General features: G+C 41.8%; 16 protein-coding genes. 12 read left to right on the forward strand and 4 right to left on the reverse strand.

The window, feature by feature from the left end:
- Nucleotides 1-420: 420 nt before the first annotated feature.
- The 7 genes from dnaA to J8L98_RS20545 all read left to right on the forward strand — a co-directional run bounded on the left by dnaA (nt 421) and on the right by J8L98_RS20545 (nt 10,181).
- Nucleotides 421-1,815 (forward strand): chromosomal replication initiator protein DnaA, encoded by a 1,395-nt coding sequence (dnaA, locus tag J8L98_RS20515; RefSeq protein WP_210997967.1) that lies wholly within the window; start codon nt 421-423, stop codon nt 1,813-1,815.
- A gap of 15 nt (nt 1,816-1,830) precedes the next feature.
- Nucleotides 1,831-2,934, forward strand: a complete 1,104-nt coding sequence (dnaN, locus tag J8L98_RS20520) for a DNA polymerase III subunit beta (protein ID WP_210997968.1) — start codon at nt 1,831-1,833, stop codon at nt 2,932-2,934.
- 1 nt (nt 2,935) lies between these two features.
- Nucleotides 2,936-4,024 (forward strand): DNA replication/repair protein RecF, encoded by a 1,089-nt coding sequence (gene recF / locus J8L98_RS20525; RefSeq protein WP_210997969.1) that lies wholly within the window; start codon nt 2,936-2,938, stop codon nt 4,022-4,024.
- Nucleotides 4,025-4,036: 12 nt separating this feature from the next.
- Nucleotides 4,037-6,460: a DNA topoisomerase (ATP-hydrolyzing) subunit B gene (gene gyrB, locus J8L98_RS20530; protein ID WP_210997970.1), complete on the forward strand. Its 2,424-nt coding sequence runs from the start codon at nt 4,037-4,039 to the stop codon at nt 6,458-6,460.
- A gap of 188 nt (nt 6,461-6,648) precedes the next feature.
- On the forward strand, nt 6,649-7,548 hold the full coding sequence (glyQ, locus tag J8L98_RS20535) for a glycine--tRNA ligase subunit alpha (protein WP_010366281.1): 900 nt from the start codon (nt 6,649-6,651) through the stop codon (nt 7,546-7,548).
- A 3-nt stretch (nt 7,549-7,551) separates the two neighbouring features.
- Entirely contained in the window at nt 7,552-9,621 is a 2,070-nt protein-coding gene (glyS, locus tag J8L98_RS20540) for a glycine--tRNA ligase subunit beta (protein WP_210997971.1), read from the forward strand.
- A 116-nt stretch (nt 9,622-9,737) separates the two neighbouring features.
- The gene (locus J8L98_RS20545) at nt 9,738-10,181 is read left to right on the forward strand and encodes a hypothetical protein (RefSeq protein WP_210997972.1); all 444 of its coding nucleotides are present in this window, start codon (nt 9,738-9,740) and stop codon (nt 10,179-10,181) included.
- Between the two features lie 69 nt (nt 10,182-10,250).
- On the opposite strand, the gene tusA is transcribed toward J8L98_RS20545, so the two are convergent.
- From tusA to fadB, 3 genes are all read right to left on the reverse strand, one after another.
- Complete coding sequence (gene tusA, locus J8L98_RS20550) at nt 10,251-10,490, reverse strand: sulfurtransferase TusA (RefSeq protein ID WP_210997973.1); 240 nt, start codon at nt 10,488-10,490, stop codon at nt 10,251-10,253.
- Between the two features lie 186 nt (nt 10,491-10,676).
- Entirely contained in the window at nt 10,677-11,843 is a 1,167-nt protein-coding gene (gene fadA, locus J8L98_RS20555; protein WP_210997990.1) for an acetyl-CoA C-acyltransferase FadA, read from the reverse strand.
- 10 nt (nt 11,844-11,853) lie between these two features.
- A complete protein-coding gene (fadB, locus tag J8L98_RS20560) occupies nt 11,854-14,016 on the reverse strand; it encodes a fatty acid oxidation complex subunit alpha FadB (protein ID WP_210997974.1) in 2,163 nt (720 codons plus the stop codon).
- Nucleotides 14,017-14,290: 274 nt separating this feature from the next.
- Here fadB and J8L98_RS20565 point away from each other — a divergent pair, with 274 nt between their 5' ends.
- The 5 genes from J8L98_RS20565 (at nt 14,291) to J8L98_RS20585 (ending at nt 20,667) form a co-directional block, all read left to right on the forward strand.
- Nucleotides 14,291-16,177 carry a transglycosylase SLT domain-containing protein gene (locus J8L98_RS20565; RefSeq protein WP_210997975.1) on the forward strand — a complete coding sequence of 629 codons (1,887 nt, stop codon included), beginning with the start codon at nt 14,291-14,293 and terminating at the stop codon, nt 16,175-16,177.
- Nucleotides 16,178-16,284: 107 nt separating this feature from the next.
- Entirely contained in the window at nt 16,285-17,607 is a 1,323-nt protein-coding gene (pepQ, locus tag J8L98_RS20570) for a Xaa-Pro dipeptidase (protein WP_210997976.1), read from the forward strand.
- Between the two features lie 71 nt (nt 17,608-17,678).
- On the forward strand, nt 17,679-18,293 hold the full coding sequence (locus tag J8L98_RS20575; RefSeq protein ID WP_210997977.1) for a YigZ family protein: 615 nt from the start codon (nt 17,679-17,681) through the stop codon (nt 18,291-18,293).
- A gap of 50 nt (nt 18,294-18,343) precedes the next feature.
- Entirely contained in the window at nt 18,344-19,795 is a 1,452-nt protein-coding gene (locus tag J8L98_RS20580) for a TrkH family potassium uptake protein (RefSeq protein ID WP_210997978.1), read from the forward strand.
- A gap of 188 nt (nt 19,796-19,983) precedes the next feature.
- Entirely contained in the window at nt 19,984-20,667 is a 684-nt protein-coding gene (locus J8L98_RS20585) for a flagellar brake protein (RefSeq protein WP_192509192.1), read from the forward strand.
- Nucleotides 20,668-20,684: 17 nt separating this feature from the next.
- Here the strand turns inward: J8L98_RS20585 and trkA are convergent, their stop codons facing one another.
- On the reverse strand, nt 20,685-22,061 hold the full coding sequence (gene trkA, locus J8L98_RS20590; RefSeq protein WP_210997979.1) for a Trk system potassium transporter TrkA: 1,377 nt from the start codon (nt 22,059-22,061) through the stop codon (nt 20,685-20,687).
- Nucleotides 22,062-22,074: the final 13 nt, after the last annotated feature.

Below are 22,074 nucleotides of genomic sequence, written 5' to 3' on the forward strand. Positions count from 1 at the left end.
TAGTTGGTTATTAGTAGTCGCTATTATATAAAGCTGCTGCATTATAAAGGTGATCTTTCGATCGCACCAGTAGATCTGGATCGATCTGATCTAATTAGAGTTTTCCACAGGCTTTGGGGGGAATATGGAAAAAACCTTTGGAAAACTAAAAATGATCGTAAAATAGCAGTGAGATCTTGTCTATTTTTTGCTATGATCTAACTCTTGGATCTAAAATAAAATTTCATTTAAAACAGCTGTTTATTGTTTTTTATCAACAGGATCCTCATTTTTTGAAAAGTCAACATTGAAGTTGTGGATAAGATCCATTCATAATACTCGGCTTCCATTATTAATTTAATGATAATAAAAGAAAATTTCTGGGTGAATTTTAACCTGTTTTAGGTGCCCGGGAATATTAACTATGTATTGGAGTTCAGCGTGTATCTGTCGGTTTGGCAAAGTTGTTTATATGTGTTGCAAGATGAATTGCCGTCTCAGCAATTTAGTATGTGGGTTAGACCACTACAAGCAGAAAGTACCGATGATACCTTAACGATTTATGCACCTAACCGTTTTGTGCTTGATTGGGTGAGAGAGAAGTACTTAAATCGTATTAATGAATTACTTATTGAGATCTGCGGTGATGAAGCGCCAAAGTTACACTTTGACGTAGGTAGTAGACCTATTTTAGGTCAACAACCGAGTGCTGATACCCAACAAGTACCGATGGTAAGTGCACAGCCTGCAACAAGTACACAGAGCGTTGCTGCACCAGCCGTTGAAAAGATTGAACCAGCACCAAAATCAGCATATCGCCCTAATATTAAAGAAAATTATACGTTTGATAATTTTGTTGAGGGTAAATCTAACCAATTGGCAAAAGCTGCCGCCACTCAGGTTTCTGATAATCCTGGCTCGGCATTTAATCCTGTTTTTATTTATGGCGGGACAGGCCTAGGTAAAACACACTTATTGCATGCTGTCGGCAATGGTATTTTGGCTAAAAAGCCAGACGCAAAAATTGTGTATATGCATTCAGAGCGCTTTGTACAAGATATGGTTAAAGCATTACAAAATAATGCAATCGAAGAATTTAAGCGATATTACCGAAGTGTTGACGCCCTGATGATTGATGATATTCAGTTTTTTGCCAATAAGGAGCGTTCTCAAGAGGAGTTTTTTCATACCTTTAATGCGTTGCTTGAAGGTAATCAACAAATCATTTTGACGTCAGACCGTTATCCTAAAGAAATTGTGGGAGTAGAAGACAGGCTTAAGTCTCGTTTTGGTTGGGGCTTGACGATAGCAATAGAGCCCCCTGAACTGGAAACTCGAGTTGCGATTTTAATGAAAAAGGCGCAGCAGAGTAATATTAACTTACCACATGAAGTTGCATTCTTTATTGCTAAAAAACTTCGCTCTAATGTACGTGAATTAGAAGGTGCGTTAAATCGTGTGATAGCTAATGCAAATTTTACAGGCAGGCCTATCTCTATTGACTTCGTAAAAGAAGCATTGCGTGACTTATTAGCACTACAAGATAAGTTAGTGACCATTGATAATATACAACGTACTGTTGCTGAATATTATCGTATACGTGTATCTGATTTATTATCAAAGCGCCGTAGCCGCTCTGTAGCGCGTCCACGCCAAGTTGCGATGGCGTTATCTAAAGAGTTGACCAATCATAGTTTACCAGAAATAGGCGATGCTTTTGGTGGACGAGATCATACAACGGTATTACATGCCTGTCGTAAAGTAAAAGCACTTCGTGATGAATCACATGAAGTAAAAGAAGATTATCAGAATTTGATTAGAACATTGTCGTCTTAAGGGCTCGTTTTTATTATGCAAATAACCATTTCTAGAGAGCTGTTTTTAAAACCGCTAACCCAAGTTTCCGGTGCAATTGAGCGTAAGCATACGCTACCTATTTTATCGAATGTACTACTTGAGATTAAAGATGGTACGTTGGCTATGACAGGGACCGATTTGGAAATTGAGCTGGTCGCAGCAGTGCAGTTGGATGAGCCAATTAGCGATGCAAAAATCACTTTACCCGCAAAAAAGTTGCTGGATATTTGTAAGAGTTTGCCTGATGGCTCTGATATTAAGTTGGCAAGTCAAGAGCATCAATTGTTACTCACCAGTGGGAAAAGCCGCTTTTCATTAACAACGTTGGCCGCTGAAGATTTTCCTAATCTTGAGCAATGGGATGGCGAAGTTGAATTTCAGCTAACGCGGTTAGAATTACGTAAGTTGCTGGAAAGTACTCATTTCTCTATGGCAAACCAAGATGTTCGTTATTATTTAAATGGCATGTCATTTGAAGTTGATAACAGTGAAATTAAAACGGTTGCGACAGATGGGCATCGTTTAGCAATTGCACACAAGAAACTATCCGAATCTGTTGAAATGCAAAGGCAGTTAATTATACCGCGTAAAGGTGTTCAAGAAATTATGCGATTGTTGCCAGCTGACGATGAGTTATTAAGTATTCAGTTTGGTGCAAACCATGTGCGTATTGTCGACAGTGAATTTACCTTTACCAGTAAGTTGGTTGATGGGCGCTTCCCTGATTATCGGCGCGTGCTACCTCGAGGCGGAGATAAACTTGTTACTGCCAATAGAGAATGGCTGCGCAGTGCTTTTCAACGTGTGTCTATTTTATCTAATGAAAAGTTTCGTGGCGTTCGCCTCAATTTATCAAGTGGTCTTTTAAAAATTAGTGCTAATAACCCAGAACAAGAACAAGCAGAAGAAGTTGTCGAAGTGGGTTATCAAGGTGATGATTTGGAAATAGGTTTTAATGTTTCTTATGTATTAGATGTTTTAAATACAATAAAAACGGAAGACGTACAATTTACTTTAGCTGATTCTAATAGCAGTGCGTTAATTGAGGGCGCTGGAGATGATGAAGCAATGTATGTCGTGATGCCAATGCGTTTATAAAATGAGCCTTACCCATTTGAGCCTCGGTGACTTTCGAAACATCGAGGCGATTTCTTTAGAGCCCAGTCCAGATATTAATGTGATTATTGGCGCGAATGGCAGCGGTAAAACGAGCCTGTTAGAAGCCATTTATTTTCTCTCCCACGGTAAGTCTTTTCGTACGAATAGGCATAAATTATTGATCCGACACGAACAGACCCGATGTTCAGTTCACGCCAAAAAACAACATCTTAGCTTGTCTATACCAGTTGGTATTGGGAAAGATTCTTCGGGAGAAACCTCTTTACGGATCCAAGGGCAGTCAAGTCGAAAAGTATCTGAGCTTGCTCAGCTAATACCTGTTCAAGTGATTACGCCAGAAAGTTATGATTTATTTTTTGGTGGCCCTAAAGAGCGTCGTAAATTTATGGATTTAGGGGTGTTCCACGTGGAACATGGTTTTTTTCAAGAGTGGAAAGATTTCAACAAAGTACTTAAACAACGAAATGCACTCTTGAAGTTAAGACCCAATAACTACGCTGAACAAATCCAATATTGGGACAAAGAGTTTGTTCGATTGGCAGAGAAAATAAATAACCACAGAGAAGCGTATATAAGTAGGTTTAAAACGCTTTTTTTTGATAAAATAGTTAGTCAAATACCCGTATTCTCAGGGCTTGAATTGCGCTATGATGAAGGGTGGAAAGAAAGCTTAGCTGTCACATTGAAACAACAGTTTCACCGCGATACAAAGCTAGGTTATACAACCAAAGGGCCACACAAAGCTGATTTCAGTTTTTATATTCAAGGCCATAGTGTAGAAAGTATTTTATCTCGGGGTCAATTAAAACTACTTCTATATGCGCTTAAAGTTGTACAGAATAGCTTAATTGAATCTGAAACCGATAAGCAGTCGATATTGCTTATCGACGACTTACCTTCAGAATTAGGTGAAGAAACTATGCAGTACGTGTCGACATTATTGTCGCAGTGTCAGTCTCAACTGTTTATTACTGCAATCACCGCTGAAAGTATTTCTGCTGTTGTGGAACCGATGAAACGTGAACTAAAAATGTTCCACGTGAAACATGGCAGCTTAATAACAAAATAATTGGAAGAAACCATGTCTGAAAATTACGATTCATCCAGTATTAAAGTACTGAAAGGATTGGATGCAGTAAGAAAGCGTCCAGGAATGTATATAGGGGATACAGATGATGGCACCGGTCTGCATCATATGGTATTTGAAGTTGTTGATAACTCAATTGATGAAGCATTAGCTGGTCATTGTGACGATATCTTTGTAACAATTCATCTTGATGGCTCTGTATCCGTGCGCGACAATGGTCGTGGTATTCCAACTTCTATTCATGAAGAAGAAGGTGTATCTGCCGCAGAAGTTATTATGACTGTACTACATGCTGGTGGTAAGTTTGATGATAACTCATATAAAGTATCAGGTGGCTTACATGGTGTAGGTGTTTCTGTTGTAAATGCACTTTCTGAAAAACTACAATTAACAATCCGCCGAGAAGGCAAGGTGCATCAACAAACATATTCAATGGGTGTACCTGATGCGCCATTGGCTGTTATAGGTGAGTCTGAAACTACAGGAACTGAATTACGCTTTTGGCCAAGTTCAGAAACCTTTACTGATATAAACTTCCATTTCGATATTTTAGCTAAGCGATTACGTGAACTCTCATTTTTGAATTCTGGTGTTAGCATTATCTTAAATGATGAACGTGAGGAGAATAAACAAGACCACTTTAAATATGAAGGTGGTATCCAAGCGTTTGTGGCTTATTTGAATCGTAAAAAAACACCTGTTCATCAAAGTGTCTTCCATTTCACGAGTGAACGTGAAGATGGCACAAGTGTTGAAGTATCAATGCAGTGGAATGATGGTTTCCAAGAAAATATTTATTGTTTTACCAATAATATTCCACAGCGAGACGGTGGAACACACTTAGCAGGTTTTCGTTCGGCATTAACGCGTACACTGAATACGTACATGGAAAAAGAAGGCTTTCACAAGAAAGCGAAAACCAATAGTAATGCAACCGGCGATGATGCGCGCGAAGGACTAACGGCTGTTGTTAGTGTAAAAGTACCTGATCCAAAGTTCTCTTCACAAACAAAAGACAAACTTGTTTCAAGTGAAGTGAAGACGGCAGTTGAGCAAGCCATGGGTGAAAAATTGGGTGAGTTCTTACTTGAGAACCCTGCAGATGCCAAAATTGTTGTCAGTAAAATCATCGATGCTGCTCGTGCAAGAGAGGCGGCACGCAAAGCAAGAGAGATGACTCGCCGTAAAGGTGTGATGGATTTAGCTGGCTTACCTGGCAAATTGGCAGATTGCCAAGAACGGGATCCTGCACTTTCTGAACTATATATAGTGGAGGGTGACTCAGCAGGTGGATCGGCTAAACAAGGCCGTAATCGTAAGAATCAGGCAATTTTACCGCTGAAAGGTAAAATACTGAATGTTGAAAAAGCACGATTTGACAAAATGTTGTCTTCACAAGAAGTAGCAACACTGATTACTGCGCTAGGCTGTGGTATTGGTCGTGATGAATATAACCCTGAAAAGTTACGTTACCATCGTATTATCATTATGACGGATGCGGATGTGGATGGTTCTCACATTCGTACCTTGCTTCTGACGTTCTTCTATCGCCAAATGCCTGAAATCATTGAGCGTGGCTATGTCTATATTGCCCAGCCACCTTTATATAAAGTGAAAAAAGGTAAGCAAGAGCAATATATTAAAGATGACGCAGCCCTAACGGTATACCTTACTGCATTAGCGCTTAATGGTGCTGCGTTGTATCCAACTGAAGGTGCAGCTGCGATAGAGGGGGAACCATTAGCAATCATGGTTGATGATTATCAAAATACCGTGAAAATCATTGAGCGATTAAACCGTAAGTTCCCGTCACCGGTGACTAACCGCCTGATTTATCAATCAGAGCTAACAGAAGCTGACTTAGCAGAGCAAACAAAAGTAACGCAATGGACAGAGTCATTCATAGCGGATTTAGTTGAGCGTGATGAAGATGCCACTATATTTGAAGCTGATGTGAAATTTGATGAAGAGCGCAGTTTATATTACCCCGTTATTAAAATTCGCCAGCATGGTGTAGATAAAGCGTATACGCTAGATCATAGCTTTATTACTTCTAAAGACTATGTACGTATTGCCAATACAGGTAAAAATATAGCGAACTTGATCGGTGATGGCGGATATGTTCAGCGTGGCGAGAAAACGCTTGAAGTCGATAACTTTGTCGAAGGCTTAGACTGGCTGATCAATGAATCTAAGCGTGGCTTGTATACACAACGATATAAAGGACTCGGCGAGATGAACCCAAGTCAGTTGTGGGAAACAACCATGGATCCAGGTGGCCGTCGTATGCTACGTGTTACAATTGAAGATGCTATTGCCGCAGATCAGTTGTTTGCTACTTTAATGGGTGATCAGGTAGAACCTCGCCGAGAGTTCATCGAGACAAATGCACTGCGAGTGGTTAACTTGGACGTATAATTCTAAGTGACAGAAAAATGAAAAAAAGGAGGGTTTTCCCTCCTTTTTTTGTGTCTAACGCTTAAAACCATGCTGCGCTCGCGGTATACTGAGCATAATTTTCACTCATTTGAAACCCTTCACTGATGTAAGTAAAAACAGTGCAATACGGGTTTAGTCATGAACCAAATAATATAATTAAGCCAACTATGCAAAAATACGATGTTAAAACCTTTCAAGGGTTGATCCTGGCATTACAGGATTACTGGGCACAGCAAGGCTGTATCATTGCTCAGCCATTAGATATGGAAGTAGGCGCGGGAACATTTCACCCGCTGACGTTTTTAAAATCAATTGGCCCAGAGCCAATGTCGAGTGCGTACGTACAGCCATGTCGTCGTCCAACTGATGGCCGCTATGGTGAAAACCCGAACCGACTACAGCACTATTACCAATTCCAAGTTGTGCTAAAACCATCGCCGGAGAACATTCAAGAGCTTTATTTAGGATCATTGGAAGCTGTGGGCATTGATACGTTAACGCATGAAGTACGCTTTGTTGAAGATAACTGGGAATCTCCAACACTTGGTGCATGGGGTTTGGGTTGGGAGATTTGGCTCAATGGTATGGAAGTGACCCAGTTTACCTACTTCCAACAAGTTGGGGGTATTGAATGTGCGCCGGTGACTGGCGAAATCACATATGGTTTAGAGCGTTTAGCCATGTATATACAAGGTGTAGATAGTATTTATGACCTAGTATGGACTGATGGCCCTATGGGTAAAGTAACCTATGGCGATGTATTCCATCAAAACGAAGTCGAGCAGTCGAAATATAATTTTGAACATGCAGATGTCGATGCTCTATTTGCACAATTTGACCACTGTGAGAAAGAGAGTCAAAAATTGATTGAAGCAAGTTTACCATTACCTGCATATGAACAAGTTATGAAGGCATCACACGCATTTAATCTATTAGATGCGCGTCATGCGATCTCTGTGACTGAGCGCCAACGTTATATTTTACGTGTTCGCGCTTTATCTAAAGCCTGTGCACAAGCATATTATGATGCTCGAGAAGCGCTTGGCTTCCCGCTTTGTAAGGATTAAGCAATGTCGACTGAAAATCTATTAGTAGAAATTGGAACTGAAGAGTTACCACCAAAAGCATTGCGTAAGCTTGCACAAGCATTTGCTGATAATATGTCAGCAGAACTGACATCTTTAGAATTAGGCTTTCATCAGGTCAATTGGTACGCGTCACCACGCCGCTTGGGTGTGCAAGTGTCAGCGTTAGAAACCCAGCAGCAAGACAAAGTTGTGGAGAAGCGTGGCCCTGCGACTAAGGCTGCTTTTGATGCTGAAGGCAACCCGACCAAGGCAGCACAAGGTTGGGCACGAGGGTGTGGTATTGACGTCAGTGAGGCTGAAACACTAGAAACAGATAAAGGTGCATGGTTATTACATCGTGCGACCGTATCTGGCAAACAGTCAGTTGCACTACTTGCGGATGTTATTGCTAAAGCACTTGCTAAGTTACCTATTCCAAAACCCATGCGCTGGGGGGCCAATAAGACTCAGTTCATTCGTCCGGTACATACGGTGGCAGCCTTACTCGGTAGTACACAGGTCAGCGGCGAAGTACTGGGTAAATCAATTAGCAATGAATTACAAGGACACCGTTTTCACCATCCGGCACGTGTATCAATTAAGCATGCCGATGATGCATTTGAGGTATTGGAGGGGGCGTATGTGATAGCTGACTATGACAAGCGCAAAAACCTGATCCGTGAGCAGATAGAAGCAGCCGCTAAAGAGGTTCATGCGCAAGTGGCGATGGATGAAGATTTACTTGATGAAGTGACATCATTGGTTGAGTGGCCGGTGACATTAACAGCCTCATTTGAAGAAGCTTTCTTGGATGTACCATCAGAAGCCCTGATCTACACAATGAAAGACGACCAAAAATACTTCCCGTTATTAGATCAAGAAGGCAACCTAATAAATAAGTTCCTGTTTGTTTCTAATATTGAAAGTAAAGATCCCAATGTCGTCATTGCCGGTAATGAAAAAGTGGTTCGCCCTCGTTTAGCCGATGCGCAATTCTTCTTTGAGACGGATAAAAAGAAAACACTTGAAAGCAGGTTATCTTCGTTAGAGTCTGTATTATTCCAAAAGCAACTAGGTACGCTTAAAGATAAGTCTGAGCGTATTGCGGCTTTAGCCGGTTATATTGCTGAGCAAGTTGGCGCTGATAAAACGTTGGCAGAGCGTGCCGGTCTTTTGAGTAAAACTGACTTAATGACTGAAATGGTCATGGAGTTTACGGATGTGCAAGGCGTGATGGGAATGCATTATGCACGTATTGACGGCGAAGCGGAAGATGTGGCATTAGCACAGAATGAGCAATATATGCCGCGTTTTGCGGGGGATGCATTACCGTCAAACCCAATTAGCTATGCGGTAGCACTTGCTGATAAGTTCGATACGCTTGTGGGTATTTTTGGGATAGGTCAAGCACCTAAAGGAGACAAAGACCCATTTGCACTTCGCCGTGCAGCCATTGGTGCATTGCGCATCATGGTTGAAAAAGAGCTGTCGTTAGATATTAATGACATCGTAGCGAAAGCAAAAACCCTCTTTGCTGATAAGTTAAGTAATGACCAAGTGGCAGAAGATGTCCTCGAATTTATGCTAGGTCGTTTTCGTGCATGGTACCAAGACGAAGGTATAAGTGTGGATGTTATTCAAGCGGTACTGGTTCGCAAACCAACATCGCCGATTGATTTTGATCGTCGTGTTAAAGCCGTTAGTCATTTTAGAGCTCTCTCTGAAGCGGATGCTTTGGCAGCCGCGAACAAGCGAGTGAATAATATCTTGGCTAAAAACAACGTCACCAGTGATGCACAAGTTAATGATGCACTATTAGCTGAACCCGCTGAGCAAGTATTAGCACAACAAGTGAGTGCTCTGACCGTTGAGTTGGCACCTGTGTATGCGGCAGGAGACTATCAACATGCATTAAGTCGTCTTGCAAGCTTGCGCGATGCCGTCGATGACTTCTTTGATAACGTAATGGTGATGGCGGATGATGATGCGGTTAAAAATAACCGTTTAGCATTACTCAGCCAGCTTAGTCGCTTATTCTTAAACACTGCAGATGTTTCTGTATTACAAAAATAAGTAATTTGTTACGTTAAAAGCCAGCAATAAGCTGGCTTTTTTATTACCATATGCACTGTTATACGGTATAGCGTGTACTTACTTATTGTTTAAATCGAAGACACTGGAGTTGTAATATGAAAAAGCTCAGTACAGTTTTATTAATGCTGTTATTGTCAGCTTGCGCAAATCAGGTACAAATTACAGACTCTCAGCAAACAAATACGACAGTAGCTCAAGAATTAAATAGACCGATGTACTTACGAGGTGATTTTACCTTGTGGGATGCGGAATCGCATTACATGCTGCAAGAGTCGAAGAAAGGTGTATATTCAGTCAAAGCGAAGTTTATGACGCCTGGTAAAGTATATGAATTTAAACTTGCGGATGACGCATGGTCAAAAGGGTTTAATTGCGGGTATAAAGTACAGGGTACATTGCGGTTAAATCAACCTCAATTAGCAGACTGCGATACAGTTTATAATTACTTTAACTTTATGCCGAAAAAAAAGGGTTGGTATAAGATCACGCTAGACTATTCTGATAATCGATCACCTAAGGTATTGGTCACCAAAAACTAAGGTGCTGTTGGTTGACCCATTTCGGTACAGTATTTTTCCATTTGCTGGGATGGTAATACAACCTAAATGTCATTTACCTTTTTTGATAAGGTATTGATAGGGTGCTGCGGTAATATCTTGGGTGATCAGTGTGTGGTCCATAAATTCACAAAAGCTGGGAATATCTCGGGTTGTTGATGGATCATCAGCGACAATTAATAGTGTTTCACCGATATTCATTTTTCTGACCATACCGCGGATCATCATCACAGGCTCAGGGCAGCGCAGGCCAATGGCATCTAACGTATGGTCTGGGTTTGAAAATGGCATGAGTTAACTCGCTTAGCGGCTGCTGAATGATTTTGTGCGCTATTTTAACCAGTGTTTTTAGACAAATAAACCACCCCTTAGAAAAAGCTGAAAATAAATGGGTTTACCATTACATCAGCACGAAAAAAGGCAAAGCGATGTGCTCACTTTGCCTTTGTCACCAAGTTGAAAGGGTCTGTCAGTTAGTTACTCGACGCGCTCAAATACGGTCGCAATGCCCTGGCCTAAACCAATACACATTGTGGCTAAACCATACTTTGCGTTTTTGTCTTCCATAATATGAATTAGGGATGTGCTAATGCGTGAGCCAGAACAGCCAAGCGGGTGACCTAAGGCAATGGCGCCGCCATTCAGATTTACTTTTTCGTCCGCGACGTCTAATAAACCTAAGTCTTTTAATACCGGTAATGATTGTGCAGCAAATGCTTCGTTTAATTCGGCTACGTCAATATCATCAATGCTTATTCCGGCCTGCTTTAGCGCCTTTTTACTTGCTGGAACTGGACCATAACCCATGATGGATGGATCACACCCAGCCACCGCCATTGACTTTATTCGTGCGCGAATAGGCAACCCCAGTGCTTTGGCTTTTTCTTCGCTCATTACCAACATGGCGGAAGCCCCATCAGATAAGGCAGATGAAGTACCCGCTGTCACAGTGCCTGAGGCTGGATTGAAAACAGGGCGTAATTGACCCAAACCTTCTACGGTTGTTTCTGGGCGAATGACTTCATCATGCTCGACAAGGACTGGCACGCCATCGTCATCGTGACCTTGCATTGGTAATATTTCACGGCTAAAGCGGCCTTCAACCGTCGCTGCATGCGCGCGTTGGTGTGAGCGATATGCAAAGTTATCTTGCTGTTCACGGCTTATGCCATGCAGTGTTGCTAAGTATTCTGCGGTGAGACCCATTACACCAGATGCTTGGGCAATCGACGTTGATAACCCTGAATGAAAGTCAACACCATGCGTCATAGGAACATGGCCCATATGCTCAACGCCACCAATAAGGTAAGTGTCACCAGCACCAGTCATAATTGCCCTTGCAGCATCGTGCAAAGCTTGCATTGAAGAGCCACATAAACGGTTTACGGTGACCGCAGGTACTGAATGAGGAATACCAGCCAGTAACGCTGCGTTACGGGCAACATTAAAGCCTTGCTCTAATGTTTGCTGGACACAGCCCCAATAAATATCATCGATAGATGCAGGGTCTACAGCAGGGTTACGTTCAAGTAAGCCCTTCATTAAATGTGCACTTAAATCTTCAGCGCGACGATGTTTAAATACGCCATTTTTAGACCGACCCATAGGGGTACGCAGACAATCGACGATTACAGCTTGTTGCATTGCAGACATATTATTGACCCTCCACTGAATAGAACACTTTACCTTGTTTTGCCCACTCACGGGTTTGTTCAGACACTTGGTAAATGGCACCTAGGTGCGCATACTTATCTGCCATTGTAACAAAGTTAGCCAGTCCCACTTGATCCAAGTAACGGAATGCACCGCCTCTAAATGGTGGGAAACCAATACCGTAAATCAGTGCCATATCTGCTTCTTGTGCAGAGGCAACAATTTCTTCTTGTAAGCATAGTAAGACTTCGTTCAGCATCGGCACCATACAGCGTTCAATGATGGTTTGTTTGTCGAACTCTTTGGGTGATTCACAGATACTTGCTAGTAATTCAAGGCTTGCAGCATCTTTAGATTTTTTCAGACGACCTTTTCTGTCTGGTGCGTACTGATAAAAGCCGGCTTTATTTTTCTGACCATAACGTTCTGCATTCGCCAATACGGCAACGGGATCTTTTTCTTGGCGTGCCATGCGCTGTGGGAATCCATCCGCCATAACACCAGTACAGTGATTAGCAGTATCAATACCTACCACATCGAGCAAGTAAGCGGGGCCCATCGGCCAACCAAATACGTTTTCCATCACTTTATCTATTTTACTAAAGTCGGCGCCTTCAACCACAAGTTGACTGAAGCCTGCAAAGTAAGGGAATAAAACCCGGTTTACAAAGAAGCCGGGGCAATCATTTACAACAATAGGTGATTTACCAAGCTTTAAGGCATAATCAACCACCGCGTTAATGGTTGCATCAGAGGTTTTGCTACCGCGAATAATTTCAACCAATGGCATCTTTGGCACTGGATTGAAAAAGTGCATACCACAGAAATCTTCTGGACGTTTTAGCGCAGTTGCTAATTCGTCAATACAAATTGTGGATGTGTTTGACGTTAATATAGTGCCTTCTGGCAGCTGTTCTTCAAGACCGGCTAGCACCGTCTGTTTTACCTTCGGGTGTTCTACGACCGCTTCAACCACAATATCAGAATTGGCTAAATCACGATCGTCAAGCGTTAGTTTTATTTTACCAAGTGTTGCGATCATTTTATCCATGGCCATATGACCACGTTTTACTTTTTTACCAAGAATGGTGGCCGCTTCATTCATGCCTAAATCAAGCGCCGCTTGGTTGATGTCTTTCATGACAATCGGTGTGCCTTTATACGCAGACTGATAAGCAATGCCTCCGCCCATAATGCCCGCACCGAGTACCGCAGCTTGTTTGATCTCAAGCTGTGATGCTTTAGCTTGCTTTTTAGCAACGCCTTTGATGTATTGGTCTGCTAAAAATATACCGGTTTGTGCGGCAGCTTCCGCTGTTTTCGCAAGCTTGGCAAAATTGGCATTTTCAATGGCCATTGCTTCATCACGAGTGCTATTTGCGGCAGCTTTAATGGTTCTTACTGCCATAACTGGCGCTGGGTAATGACCTTTGGTTTTACCCATTACCATGCCTTCAGCCATCGCAAAGCTCATGCCTTGCTCTACTTTATTTAGCTTTAATGGTGAAAGTTTTACTTGGCGCTTAGATTGCCAGTCGAGCTTACCTGCTACAGCTTGTTCTAGTACGCGAATAGCCGCATCGAATAGTTTTTCTGGTGCAACCACGCCGTCTACCGCACCAACCTTTAAGGCATCATTGGCGCGGTGTTCTTTACCTGTCGTTATCCAGGTCATGGCGTTGTCAGCACCAATAATTCTTGGTAAACGTACTGTGCCGCCAAATCCAGGCATGATCCCAAGTTTGACTTCAGGTAAGCCAATTTTTGCTGATGTACTGGCTAAACGAAAGTCAGTAGCAAGTAACCACTCACACCCACCACCAAGCGCTAAACCATTGATTGCAGATGCAGTAGGAAACGGTAAATCTTCGATGGCATCAAATACATCGGTTGCGTCTTTTATCCAGCCAATAAGTTCTTTTTCTGGGCGCTGGAAGGTCGGTAAAAATTCAAATATATCAGCACCAATGATGAAGTGATCTTTATCACTGGTAAATACCATTGCGTCTATATCGTCACGTTGACGTAATTCGGCAAATGCGTTTGCGCACTCTGATAGGGTTTGTTGAGATAGTTTATTGACCGAACCTGGCATACAAAACCTAAATTCAGCGATTTTGCCTTTGCAGAAATCAACAACAAAGGACTCACTCTTATATAACATGCTTGTTCTCCCGTGTAGTAACACTGGTACGATGAGTTGCTATTTCACCCAGTTTGGCCGCTTTAAATAAAAATTGCAATGAAAAATTTATGCTGTATTTCTCATCTCCTTAAAAAGCGTAAATTTTGATGCTAAGGTGGAGATGTTGATTTTATTCACCTCCAGTATAGATGTGCGCAGTCACTATACTGTGGAATTTTTAGATAATTACTGTATTACAAAAGCATGTGTGGTACGCCCGCATATTATTTTTACTTAATCAATTTAGGTCATTATGAAATCATGGATCTTGAATGTTGCTGCTACCAGTCTTGGGCTATTTAGCTGGTTTTCTTGTGCAGATGACACTCATAAAGCATTTAAAGCTGCTGAGCGAATTGCTTGGTCTGGACAGCACAAGGCGTTTAAACGGTCCTTACAAACGCTAAATCATCCGTTAAAACCGTATGTGGAACTGGCTTTTTATAAACGTAATAGCAAGCTAAAGTATCAAGCGGAAATTGCGCATTTTCTGAGTGTGTATGATGGTACTCCCCTAGAGTGGCCGGTGCGTTCTAGTTGGCTAAAGTACCTGAAAAGGCGAAGTAAAAAAGCGCTATTCGTTGAGTATTACCAGCCTACTAAAGATGCAGAGTTGCACTGTAGCTATCTAAAATATCAGTTAGATTTAGGCGCGCCAAAAAAAGCCATTTTAAATCAGGTCGAACCACTTTGGGTCGTGGGTAAATCCCAGCCTCGTGCGTGTAATAGCTTATTCAAGCAATGGCAAAATGCAGGATATAGAACCGATGACATGGTATGGCAGCGAATTACCAAAGCTGCGCAAGGGGGGCAAACATCATTGCTACGTTATCTAAAAACCTTGTTACCAAAGGAGCAGGCGTACCTAGCTGATTTATATGCGACTGTTAGGCGGGATCCAAGTGCTGCTGCGGGGTTATACCGATTTAAAAAGCGTTCCATAAAAGAGGCTGAAATTGCAATTTATGGCGTACGCAGATTAATTTGGCGGGATCAGAAGTTAGCGCTCAAAGCTTGGGATAAGTTGCAAAAAATGTTTCCTTTCACGCAATCACAAAAAGACAGCGTCGCATATCGTTTTGCTCTTGCATTGGCATCGAAAGGCCACCCACAAGCGCGATTTTGGTTGAATAAAGTTCCGTCTGAAAACCAAGATAGTAAATTAAAGCAATGGATGATGGGTAATATGCTCAAAGAGCAGGATTGGGCAGGGATCACGGCTTTGTTTACACCCATGAAAAACTTAAGTAACGGTCAAACGTATTGGTTAGCATATAGTCATGCTCATCGCGGCAACGAATCCAAAGCAAAACAGTTGTGGCAAAGTCTTGCTGTTAAAAGGGATTACTACGGCTTTTTAGCAGCAGAACGGCTTGGTTTACCTATATCTCTTAACGCTAAGCCCTTAGATGTTTCTCCTGAATTATTGACTAAAGTGTCAGAAGCGCCCGGTTTTAAACGTGCAAAAGCACTCTATGAAATGAAACGTTATACTGAAGCGAGGAGAGAGTGGAACTATTTGACGAATACATCGAGTATACCAGAGAAATTAGCAGCCTCTACATTGGCCGCTGATCTTGATTGGTATGATAGTACTATTTATACATTGGCAGAAATCAAAGCATGGGACTATGTCGATTTACGTTTCCCACTTGCGTATCAAGATTTATTTAATCGTTACAGTGAAAAGAGCCATATTGATGTGGCTTGGAGTATCGCGGTTGCGCGTCGTGAAAGCTCTTTCGCCCCTGATGCGCGCTCTCATGCTAATGCCTATGGGTTAATGCAATTGTTACCTAGCACTGCGCGTTATGTAAGTAAACAACGCGTTTCTAAGACAAAGCTATTTCAGCCAGTTACCAATATCCGCTTAGGGACTGACTACTTAGAGTATTTAAAAAAGAAGAATGGTGGAAATGAAATACTGGCTACTGCGTCTTATAATGCGGGATATCACCGTATTAAAAGATGGTTGCCAGATGAAGCGATGCCTGCAGAGTTGTGGATTGAACTGATCCCATACAAAGAAACGCGTGATTATGTTAAAAATGTCTTTGCTTACCGCCAAGTTTACCACACTAAAATGGGTCGCGATGGTAATGTATTGGCACCAATCTTGGATATGAAAATTGGTGGCTGAGTCGAATCAAGTATTACCACAGAGTCAATCTAGCGACTTCGCTGGATTGGCTTTTAGCGCTTATGATAGACTGGATTTATTGGTAGATTAAACTTAATGGGTACACCATGGAACAATTAGCACAATATTATGCTGAGCATATTGCAACGTTACAGCAGCGCACAAAAACAATCGTAGAACGTGAAGGATTGGAAGGGCTTGTGATCCATTCAGGTCAAGCTAAACGTCAATTCTTAGATGATATGTATTATCCGTTCAAGGTAAACCCACAATTTAAGGCGTGGCTACCGGTAATAGATAACCCCCACTGTTGGTTAGTCGTGAACGGCACAGACAAACCAAAGTTGATATTTTATCGTCCGGTTGATTTTTGGCATAAAGTACCAGATGAGCCGAGCGATTTTTGGGCTGATTATTTCGATATCGAATTACTACTAAAGCCTGATCAAGTTGAAAAGTTTTTACCTTATGATAAAGCAGGTTATGGATATATCGGTGAGTACTTAGAAGTTGCACAAGCGCTCGGGTTTACACAAATGAATCCAGAGCCGGTGATGAATTATCTGCATTTTCATCGCGCTTATAAAACACAGTATGAGTTAGTGTGTTTACGTGAAGCAAACCGTATCGCTGTACTTGGTCACACTGCAGCAAGAAACGCTTTTTATGCAGGGGCATCCGAGTTTGGTATTCAGCAAGCTTATTTGAATGCAACATCACATATGGAAAATGATACACCGTATGGCAATATAGTGGCACTAAATGAAAATTGTGCAATTTTACATTATACCCACTTTGATCGTCAGGCACCTGCGCAACATCGATCATTCTTAATTGATGCAGGCGCAAACTTTCATGGCTATGCATCTGATATCACACGTACCTATGACTATGCTAAACAAGGACAGTTTGCCGATTTAGTGTCAGTCATGAATGAGCATCAAATCGCATTAGGTAAGGCATTACAACCAGGCAAACTCTATGGTGAACTGCATATTGATTGCCACAATCGTGTTGCCCAAGTTTTAGCTGACTTTAATATTGTAAAGCTACCAGCAGAAGACATTGTTACTAAAGGTATTACGTCAACGTTTTTCCCTCATGGTTTAGGTCATCATCTAGGTCTGCAAGTACACGACATGGGTGGGTTTATGGCTGACGAGCGTGGTACCCATCAAGATCCACCTGAAGGTCATCCGTTCTTGCGTTGTACGCGTAAAATTGAAGCCAATCAAGTATTCACCATTGAACCTGGGTTATATTTCATTGATTCATTATTGAGAGATTTAGCAGACACAGACAATAAGCAGTACATCAATTGGGACAAAGTGGCAGAGTTAAAACCTTTTGGCGGTATTCGAATTGAAGATAACATCATTGTGCATGATGACCAACTAGAGAATATGACACGAGATTTGAACTTAGATTAAGGTTATGCAAGTTTAAATTAGAATGAGGGAGCATAAAGCTCCCTTTTGTTGTTAAGGTACACAATTATTGTATGTCAGAATATTACATCCCGAGTGATACATTAAAGTTCCATGAAGAAATTAAAAAAAGTACGTTTATAGTGCATATTGCACATACGCCAACGCTTGACGATGCTAAAGCATTTATCAAAAAAATAAATGAGGACTACCCTGATGCGCGACATAATTGTTGGGCGCATGTTGCGGGACAGCCAGGAGGTAGTCATGTTTATGGGTTTTCTGATGATGGTGAGCCGAATGGGACCGCAGGTAAACCGATGCTGAATGTACTAACTGGCTCCGGGCTTGGAGAAATCACGGCAGTGACGACACGCTATTTTGGAGGCATTAAACTTGGTACCGGTGGACTAGTACGTGCGTATGGTGGGTCGCTAAATAATGCCCTTGTTCAACTCGAAACTCGCTTAAAAATACCTTCAATTATATTACAAGGCGAATCTGATTATGCCTTGCAAGGTATTATTGAACAGTACTTACAGTCACACTTTACTATTTTAGCGATAGATAAAGAATATAGTGCGTCAGTTTGCTGGAAAATTAGTATTGATCATCGTCAGGCGCGCCAAGCCCAACAAGAAATTTTTGATTTAAGTAACGGTGTAGTTGAGTTAACTATCAAAGAATAAGACAATTGGTGCTAAATTAGTTCTAATAATCAGAAAAAGCGAAAAGCAGCATGCAATTTCGTACCATCATTAAAATTCTCGGCCAGCTGGTGGCATTGTTTAGTATTACTATGGTACCACCAGCTTTGGTGTCATTGATCTATAAAGACGGTGGTGGTGTACCATTCGTTTTAGCTTTCGTATTTAGCATTGTGATAGGTATGTTGGCATATTATCCTAACCGTAAAGAGAAGGGGGATTTAAAGGCACGAGAAGGCTTTTTAATCGTTGTACTATTTTGGTTGGTGTTAGGGTCATTTGCATCAGTCCCGTTGATCTTTTTACAAACACCGAGTTTGTCTTTAGCTGATGCGGTATTTGAAGCGTTTTCAGGGCTTACCACGACAGGCGCAACGGTGCTGACTGGCATCGAACACTTGCCTAAGTCGGTATTGTTTTATCGACAACAATTGCAGTGGCTTGGTGGTATGGGGATCATTGTTTTGGCTGTGGCTGTTTTACCCATGCTCGGCGTGGGTGGTATGCAGTTGTATCGAGCTGAAACTCCGGGGCCGGTAAAAGATTCGAAAATGACACCTCGAATTGCCGATACAGCAAAGCACCTTTGGTATATTTATGTATCGCTTACTGCTGCATGTACGGTTTCATATTGGGCAGCAGGAATGGGGTGGTTTGATGCGATTTGCCATGCTTTTTCCACGATAGCGATTGGCGGGTTTTCTACTTATGATGCGTCGATGGGATATTTCGATAGCCCCTTAATTAATTTTATTTGCGTGGTATTTTTAATCATTGCTGCGATAAATTTCTCATTGCATTATGCGGCTGTATCAAGTCGAAATGTACGGGTATATTTGCGCGATCCTGAATTTAAAGTATTTCTTTTTATTCAGTTGGCATTGGTAGTGTTATGTTTTGCGGTACTGTCGTCAAATCAAGTATATGTTAATGGCGATGAAACATTAGATCAGGCGTTGTTCCAGGCTGTATCCATTAGCACGACAGCTGGATTTGCGACCGATAACTTTTCTGCTTGGCCATTATTTTTACCAATATTACTGATTTTTTCTAGTTTTATTGGTGGATGTGCAGGATCTACTGGCGGAGGGATGAAAGTAGTACGGGTGTTTTTGCTGTACCTTCAAGGCGTGAGAGAGCTCAATCGATTGGTACATCCTCGCGCTATTTATTCAATTAAGCTAGGTCGAAAAGCATTACCAGACAAAGTAGTTGAGGCCGTATGGGGGTTCTTTTCAGCCTATGCATTGGTATTTGTAATTATCATGATTGCACTACTTGGTACAGGAATGGATAACATTACAGCGTTTTCAGCAACGGCTGCATGCTTGAATAATTTAGGACCTGGGTTAGGCGAAGTCGCGGCACATTATGGTGATATAACAGACACTGCAAAGTGGATATTGACGATTGCGATGGTATTTGGTCGATTGGAAATATTTACTTTATTAGTTTTATTTACCCCAACATTTTGGCGTGGGTAATGGTATTAGGTGATACTTGGACTTCAGTATCACCTGTCTTTCTCTTACGTTATTCTAAGCATGAATATGCGGTTCTCAGCTTGCATTTAAGTAAATATCGGTTTTTAATTGAGGCTTATATAATAGGTATATACTTATTTCTTGGACTGAACTGTGTGGTTTAGTCATTATATTAGTAAGGTTGAGTGATGTTAAAAACCAGCGCCGCAGGAAGCGGACACCATATTGCGCAGATCCCAGCTGGTAGTGTGATAGATATTGAAGTGATCATGCCGGCAGGCTCAAAGCGTTTAAAAACGGAATTTGTCGGTCAGTTGGATGCACAATTCTTAGTGCTGAATTTTCCTAGCTCTAAACGCCTCGGTGCAGCAGTTGATTATATTAAAGAAGGGACACAGGTCATTGTTCGCGCATTATTAGAGCATGGAGAAGGCCAGGTCATCGCTTTCAAAACAACAATTAAAGCAATGACTTCTCACCCTGCGCGACTGATTTTTTTAATGCCTCCTAAACAAGTACAAACGTACTGCTTGCGTGCTCAAACACGTGTGCCGACCTTGATCCCTGCGGTGATAAATTTAGCTGATCATTCTTGTGTTGGGGTGATCAAAGATATTTCATTGTCTGGGTTACAATTTGATATTCACCATGAAGATGGTAATGACTCTGAAAATATGAAAGAGCAAGACTGCAAAGTCTTACTTGAAGGGAAGAATAATCAACAGATCACGTTATCAGGCTCAATTTGTAGCTTGCATCCTCAAGATGACACAATTGCCCTTGGTATTAGACTAACAGGAGAGCAAAACACCATGGAAAGTATTTTAAAAGAGTACTTGATTGATTTAACAATATTGCATGAAGAGCAATAGGCAATAAATTGAGTGCGCTAGACGAATAGCGCACTCACCTGGAATAACTTCTCAACTACGCTAATTTGACGCTTATCAATTAAAAACATGATGACATGGTCACCTGATATAATGACGGTGTCATCGTGAGCAATAAGCACTTCATCATCTCTTACGATGGCACCAATGGTTGTGCCCATAGGAAGTTTAATCTCTCTGATAGAGCGACCCACAACTTTCGAGGTTGTTTCATCCCCATGTGCTACGGCTTCAATTGCTTCTGCAGCACCTTTACGTAAAGAATATACATTTACAATGTCGCCACGACGCACATGGGTTAGTAGTGCCGAAATAGTGGCTTGTTGCGGTGAGATCGCGATGTCTATTTCGCCGCCTTGTACTAAATCTACGTAGGCACCACGTTGAATTAACACCATGGTTTTTTGTGCCCCCATACGCTTAGCTAACATCGCAGCCATGATATTGGCTTCATCGTCATTAGTAACGGCTATAAACGCATCAACTTGTTCGATATGTTCTTCTGACAATAGCTCTTGATCAGACGCATCTCCACAAAACACCACTGTATTATCTAACATTTCAGATAGCTGCGCAGCTCGGTTATGGTTTCTTTCAATCAGTTTTACACTGTGATTTTTTTCAAGTGAACGTGCTAATCCTGCTCCAATATTGCCGCCGCCCGCAATCATAATTTTTCGATATGATTGTTCTAATTTTTGTAATTCGTTCATTACGGCACGAATATGCTTCGTTGCGGCAATGAAGAATATCTCATCGTCTGCCTCGATAACCGTTGTGCCCAAAGGTTTAATTGCTTTGCCTTGACGGTAAATTGCGGCAACGCGGGTATCAACATTTGGAATATGCTCTTTTAAAGCGGATAGGGCGTAACCTACCAATAATCCCCCGTAATAGGCTTTTACGGCAACCAACGACAACATGCCTTCAGCAAATTGCAGAACCTGTAGTGCGCCTGGGTAGTCAATAAGGCGACGAATATACTTGGTTACCAATTGCTCTGGTGCAATATAGTGATCTACTGGTAAGTCGTCATTATGAAAGAGCTTTTCTCGGTGTTTCAAATATTGTTCAGAGCGGATCCGGGCAATTTTCGTCGGCGTATTAAAAATACTATAAGCAACCTGACAAGCAACCATATTGACTTCGTCTGAGCTGGTTACCGCGATGATCATATCGGCATCTTCGGCTCCTGCTTGACGTAAAACATCAGGGTGGGCACTGTGCCCAGTGACCCCCTGCAAATCATATTTGTCTTGTAACTCACGTAGCCTATCGCCGTCAATATCCACAACGGTTATTTCGTTTTGTTCACCTACGAGGTTTTCTGCCAGTGTACCGCCAACTTGCCCTGCACCTAAGATAATGATCTTCATAGTTTATGACTTA

It is taken from the genome of Pseudoalteromonas sp. MMG013, assembly GCF_018100885.1.
Taxonomy (GTDB): domain Bacteria; phylum Pseudomonadota; class Gammaproteobacteria; order Enterobacterales; family Alteromonadaceae; genus Pseudoalteromonas; species Pseudoalteromonas aurantia.

Coding starts and splice junctions, on each gene's coding strand:
- dnaN (WP_210997968.1), top strand. CDS start 1,831: ATGCAAATAACCATTTCTAGAGAGCTGTTTTTAAAACCGCTAACCCAA.
- recF (WP_210997969.1), top strand. CDS start 2,936: ATGAGCCTTACCCATTTGAGCCTCGGTGACTTTCGAAACATCGAGGCG.
- gyrB (WP_210997970.1), top strand. CDS start 4,037: ATGTCTGAAAATTACGATTCATCCAGTATTAAAGTACTGAAAGGATTG.
- glyQ (WP_010366281.1), top strand. CDS start 6,649: ATGCAAAAATACGATGTTAAAACCTTTCAAGGGTTGATCCTGGCATTA.
- glyS (WP_210997971.1), top strand. CDS start 7,552: ATGTCGACTGAAAATCTATTAGTAGAAATTGGAACTGAAGAGTTACCA.
- J8L98_RS20545 (WP_210997972.1), top strand. CDS start 9,738: ATGAAAAAGCTCAGTACAGTTTTATTAATGCTGTTATTGTCAGCTTGC.
- tusA (WP_210997973.1), bottom strand. CDS start 10,490: ATGCCATTTTCAAACCCAGACCATACGTTAGATGCCATTGGCCTGCGC.
- fadA (WP_210997990.1), bottom strand. CDS start 11,843: ATGCAACAAGCTGTAATCGTCGATTGTCTGCGTACCCCTATGGGTCGG.
- fadB (WP_210997974.1), bottom strand. CDS start 14,016: ATGTTATATAAGAGTGAGTCCTTTGTTGTTGATTTCTGCAAAGGCAAA.
- J8L98_RS20565 (WP_210997975.1), top strand. CDS start 14,291: ATGAAATCATGGATCTTGAATGTTGCTGCTACCAGTCTTGGGCTATTT.
- pepQ (WP_210997976.1), top strand. CDS start 16,285: ATGGAACAATTAGCACAATATTATGCTGAGCATATTGCAACGTTACAG.
- J8L98_RS20575 (WP_210997977.1), top strand. CDS start 17,679: ATGTCAGAATATTACATCCCGAGTGATACATTAAAGTTCCATGAAGAA.
- J8L98_RS20580 (WP_210997978.1), top strand. CDS start 18,344: ATGCAATTTCGTACCATCATTAAAATTCTCGGCCAGCTGGTGGCATTG.
- J8L98_RS20585 (WP_192509192.1), top strand. CDS start 19,984: ATGTTAAAAACCAGCGCCGCAGGAAGCGGACACCATATTGCGCAGATC.
- trkA (WP_210997979.1), bottom strand. CDS start 22,061: ATGAAGATCATTATCTTAGGTGCAGGGCAAGTTGGCGGTACACTGGCA.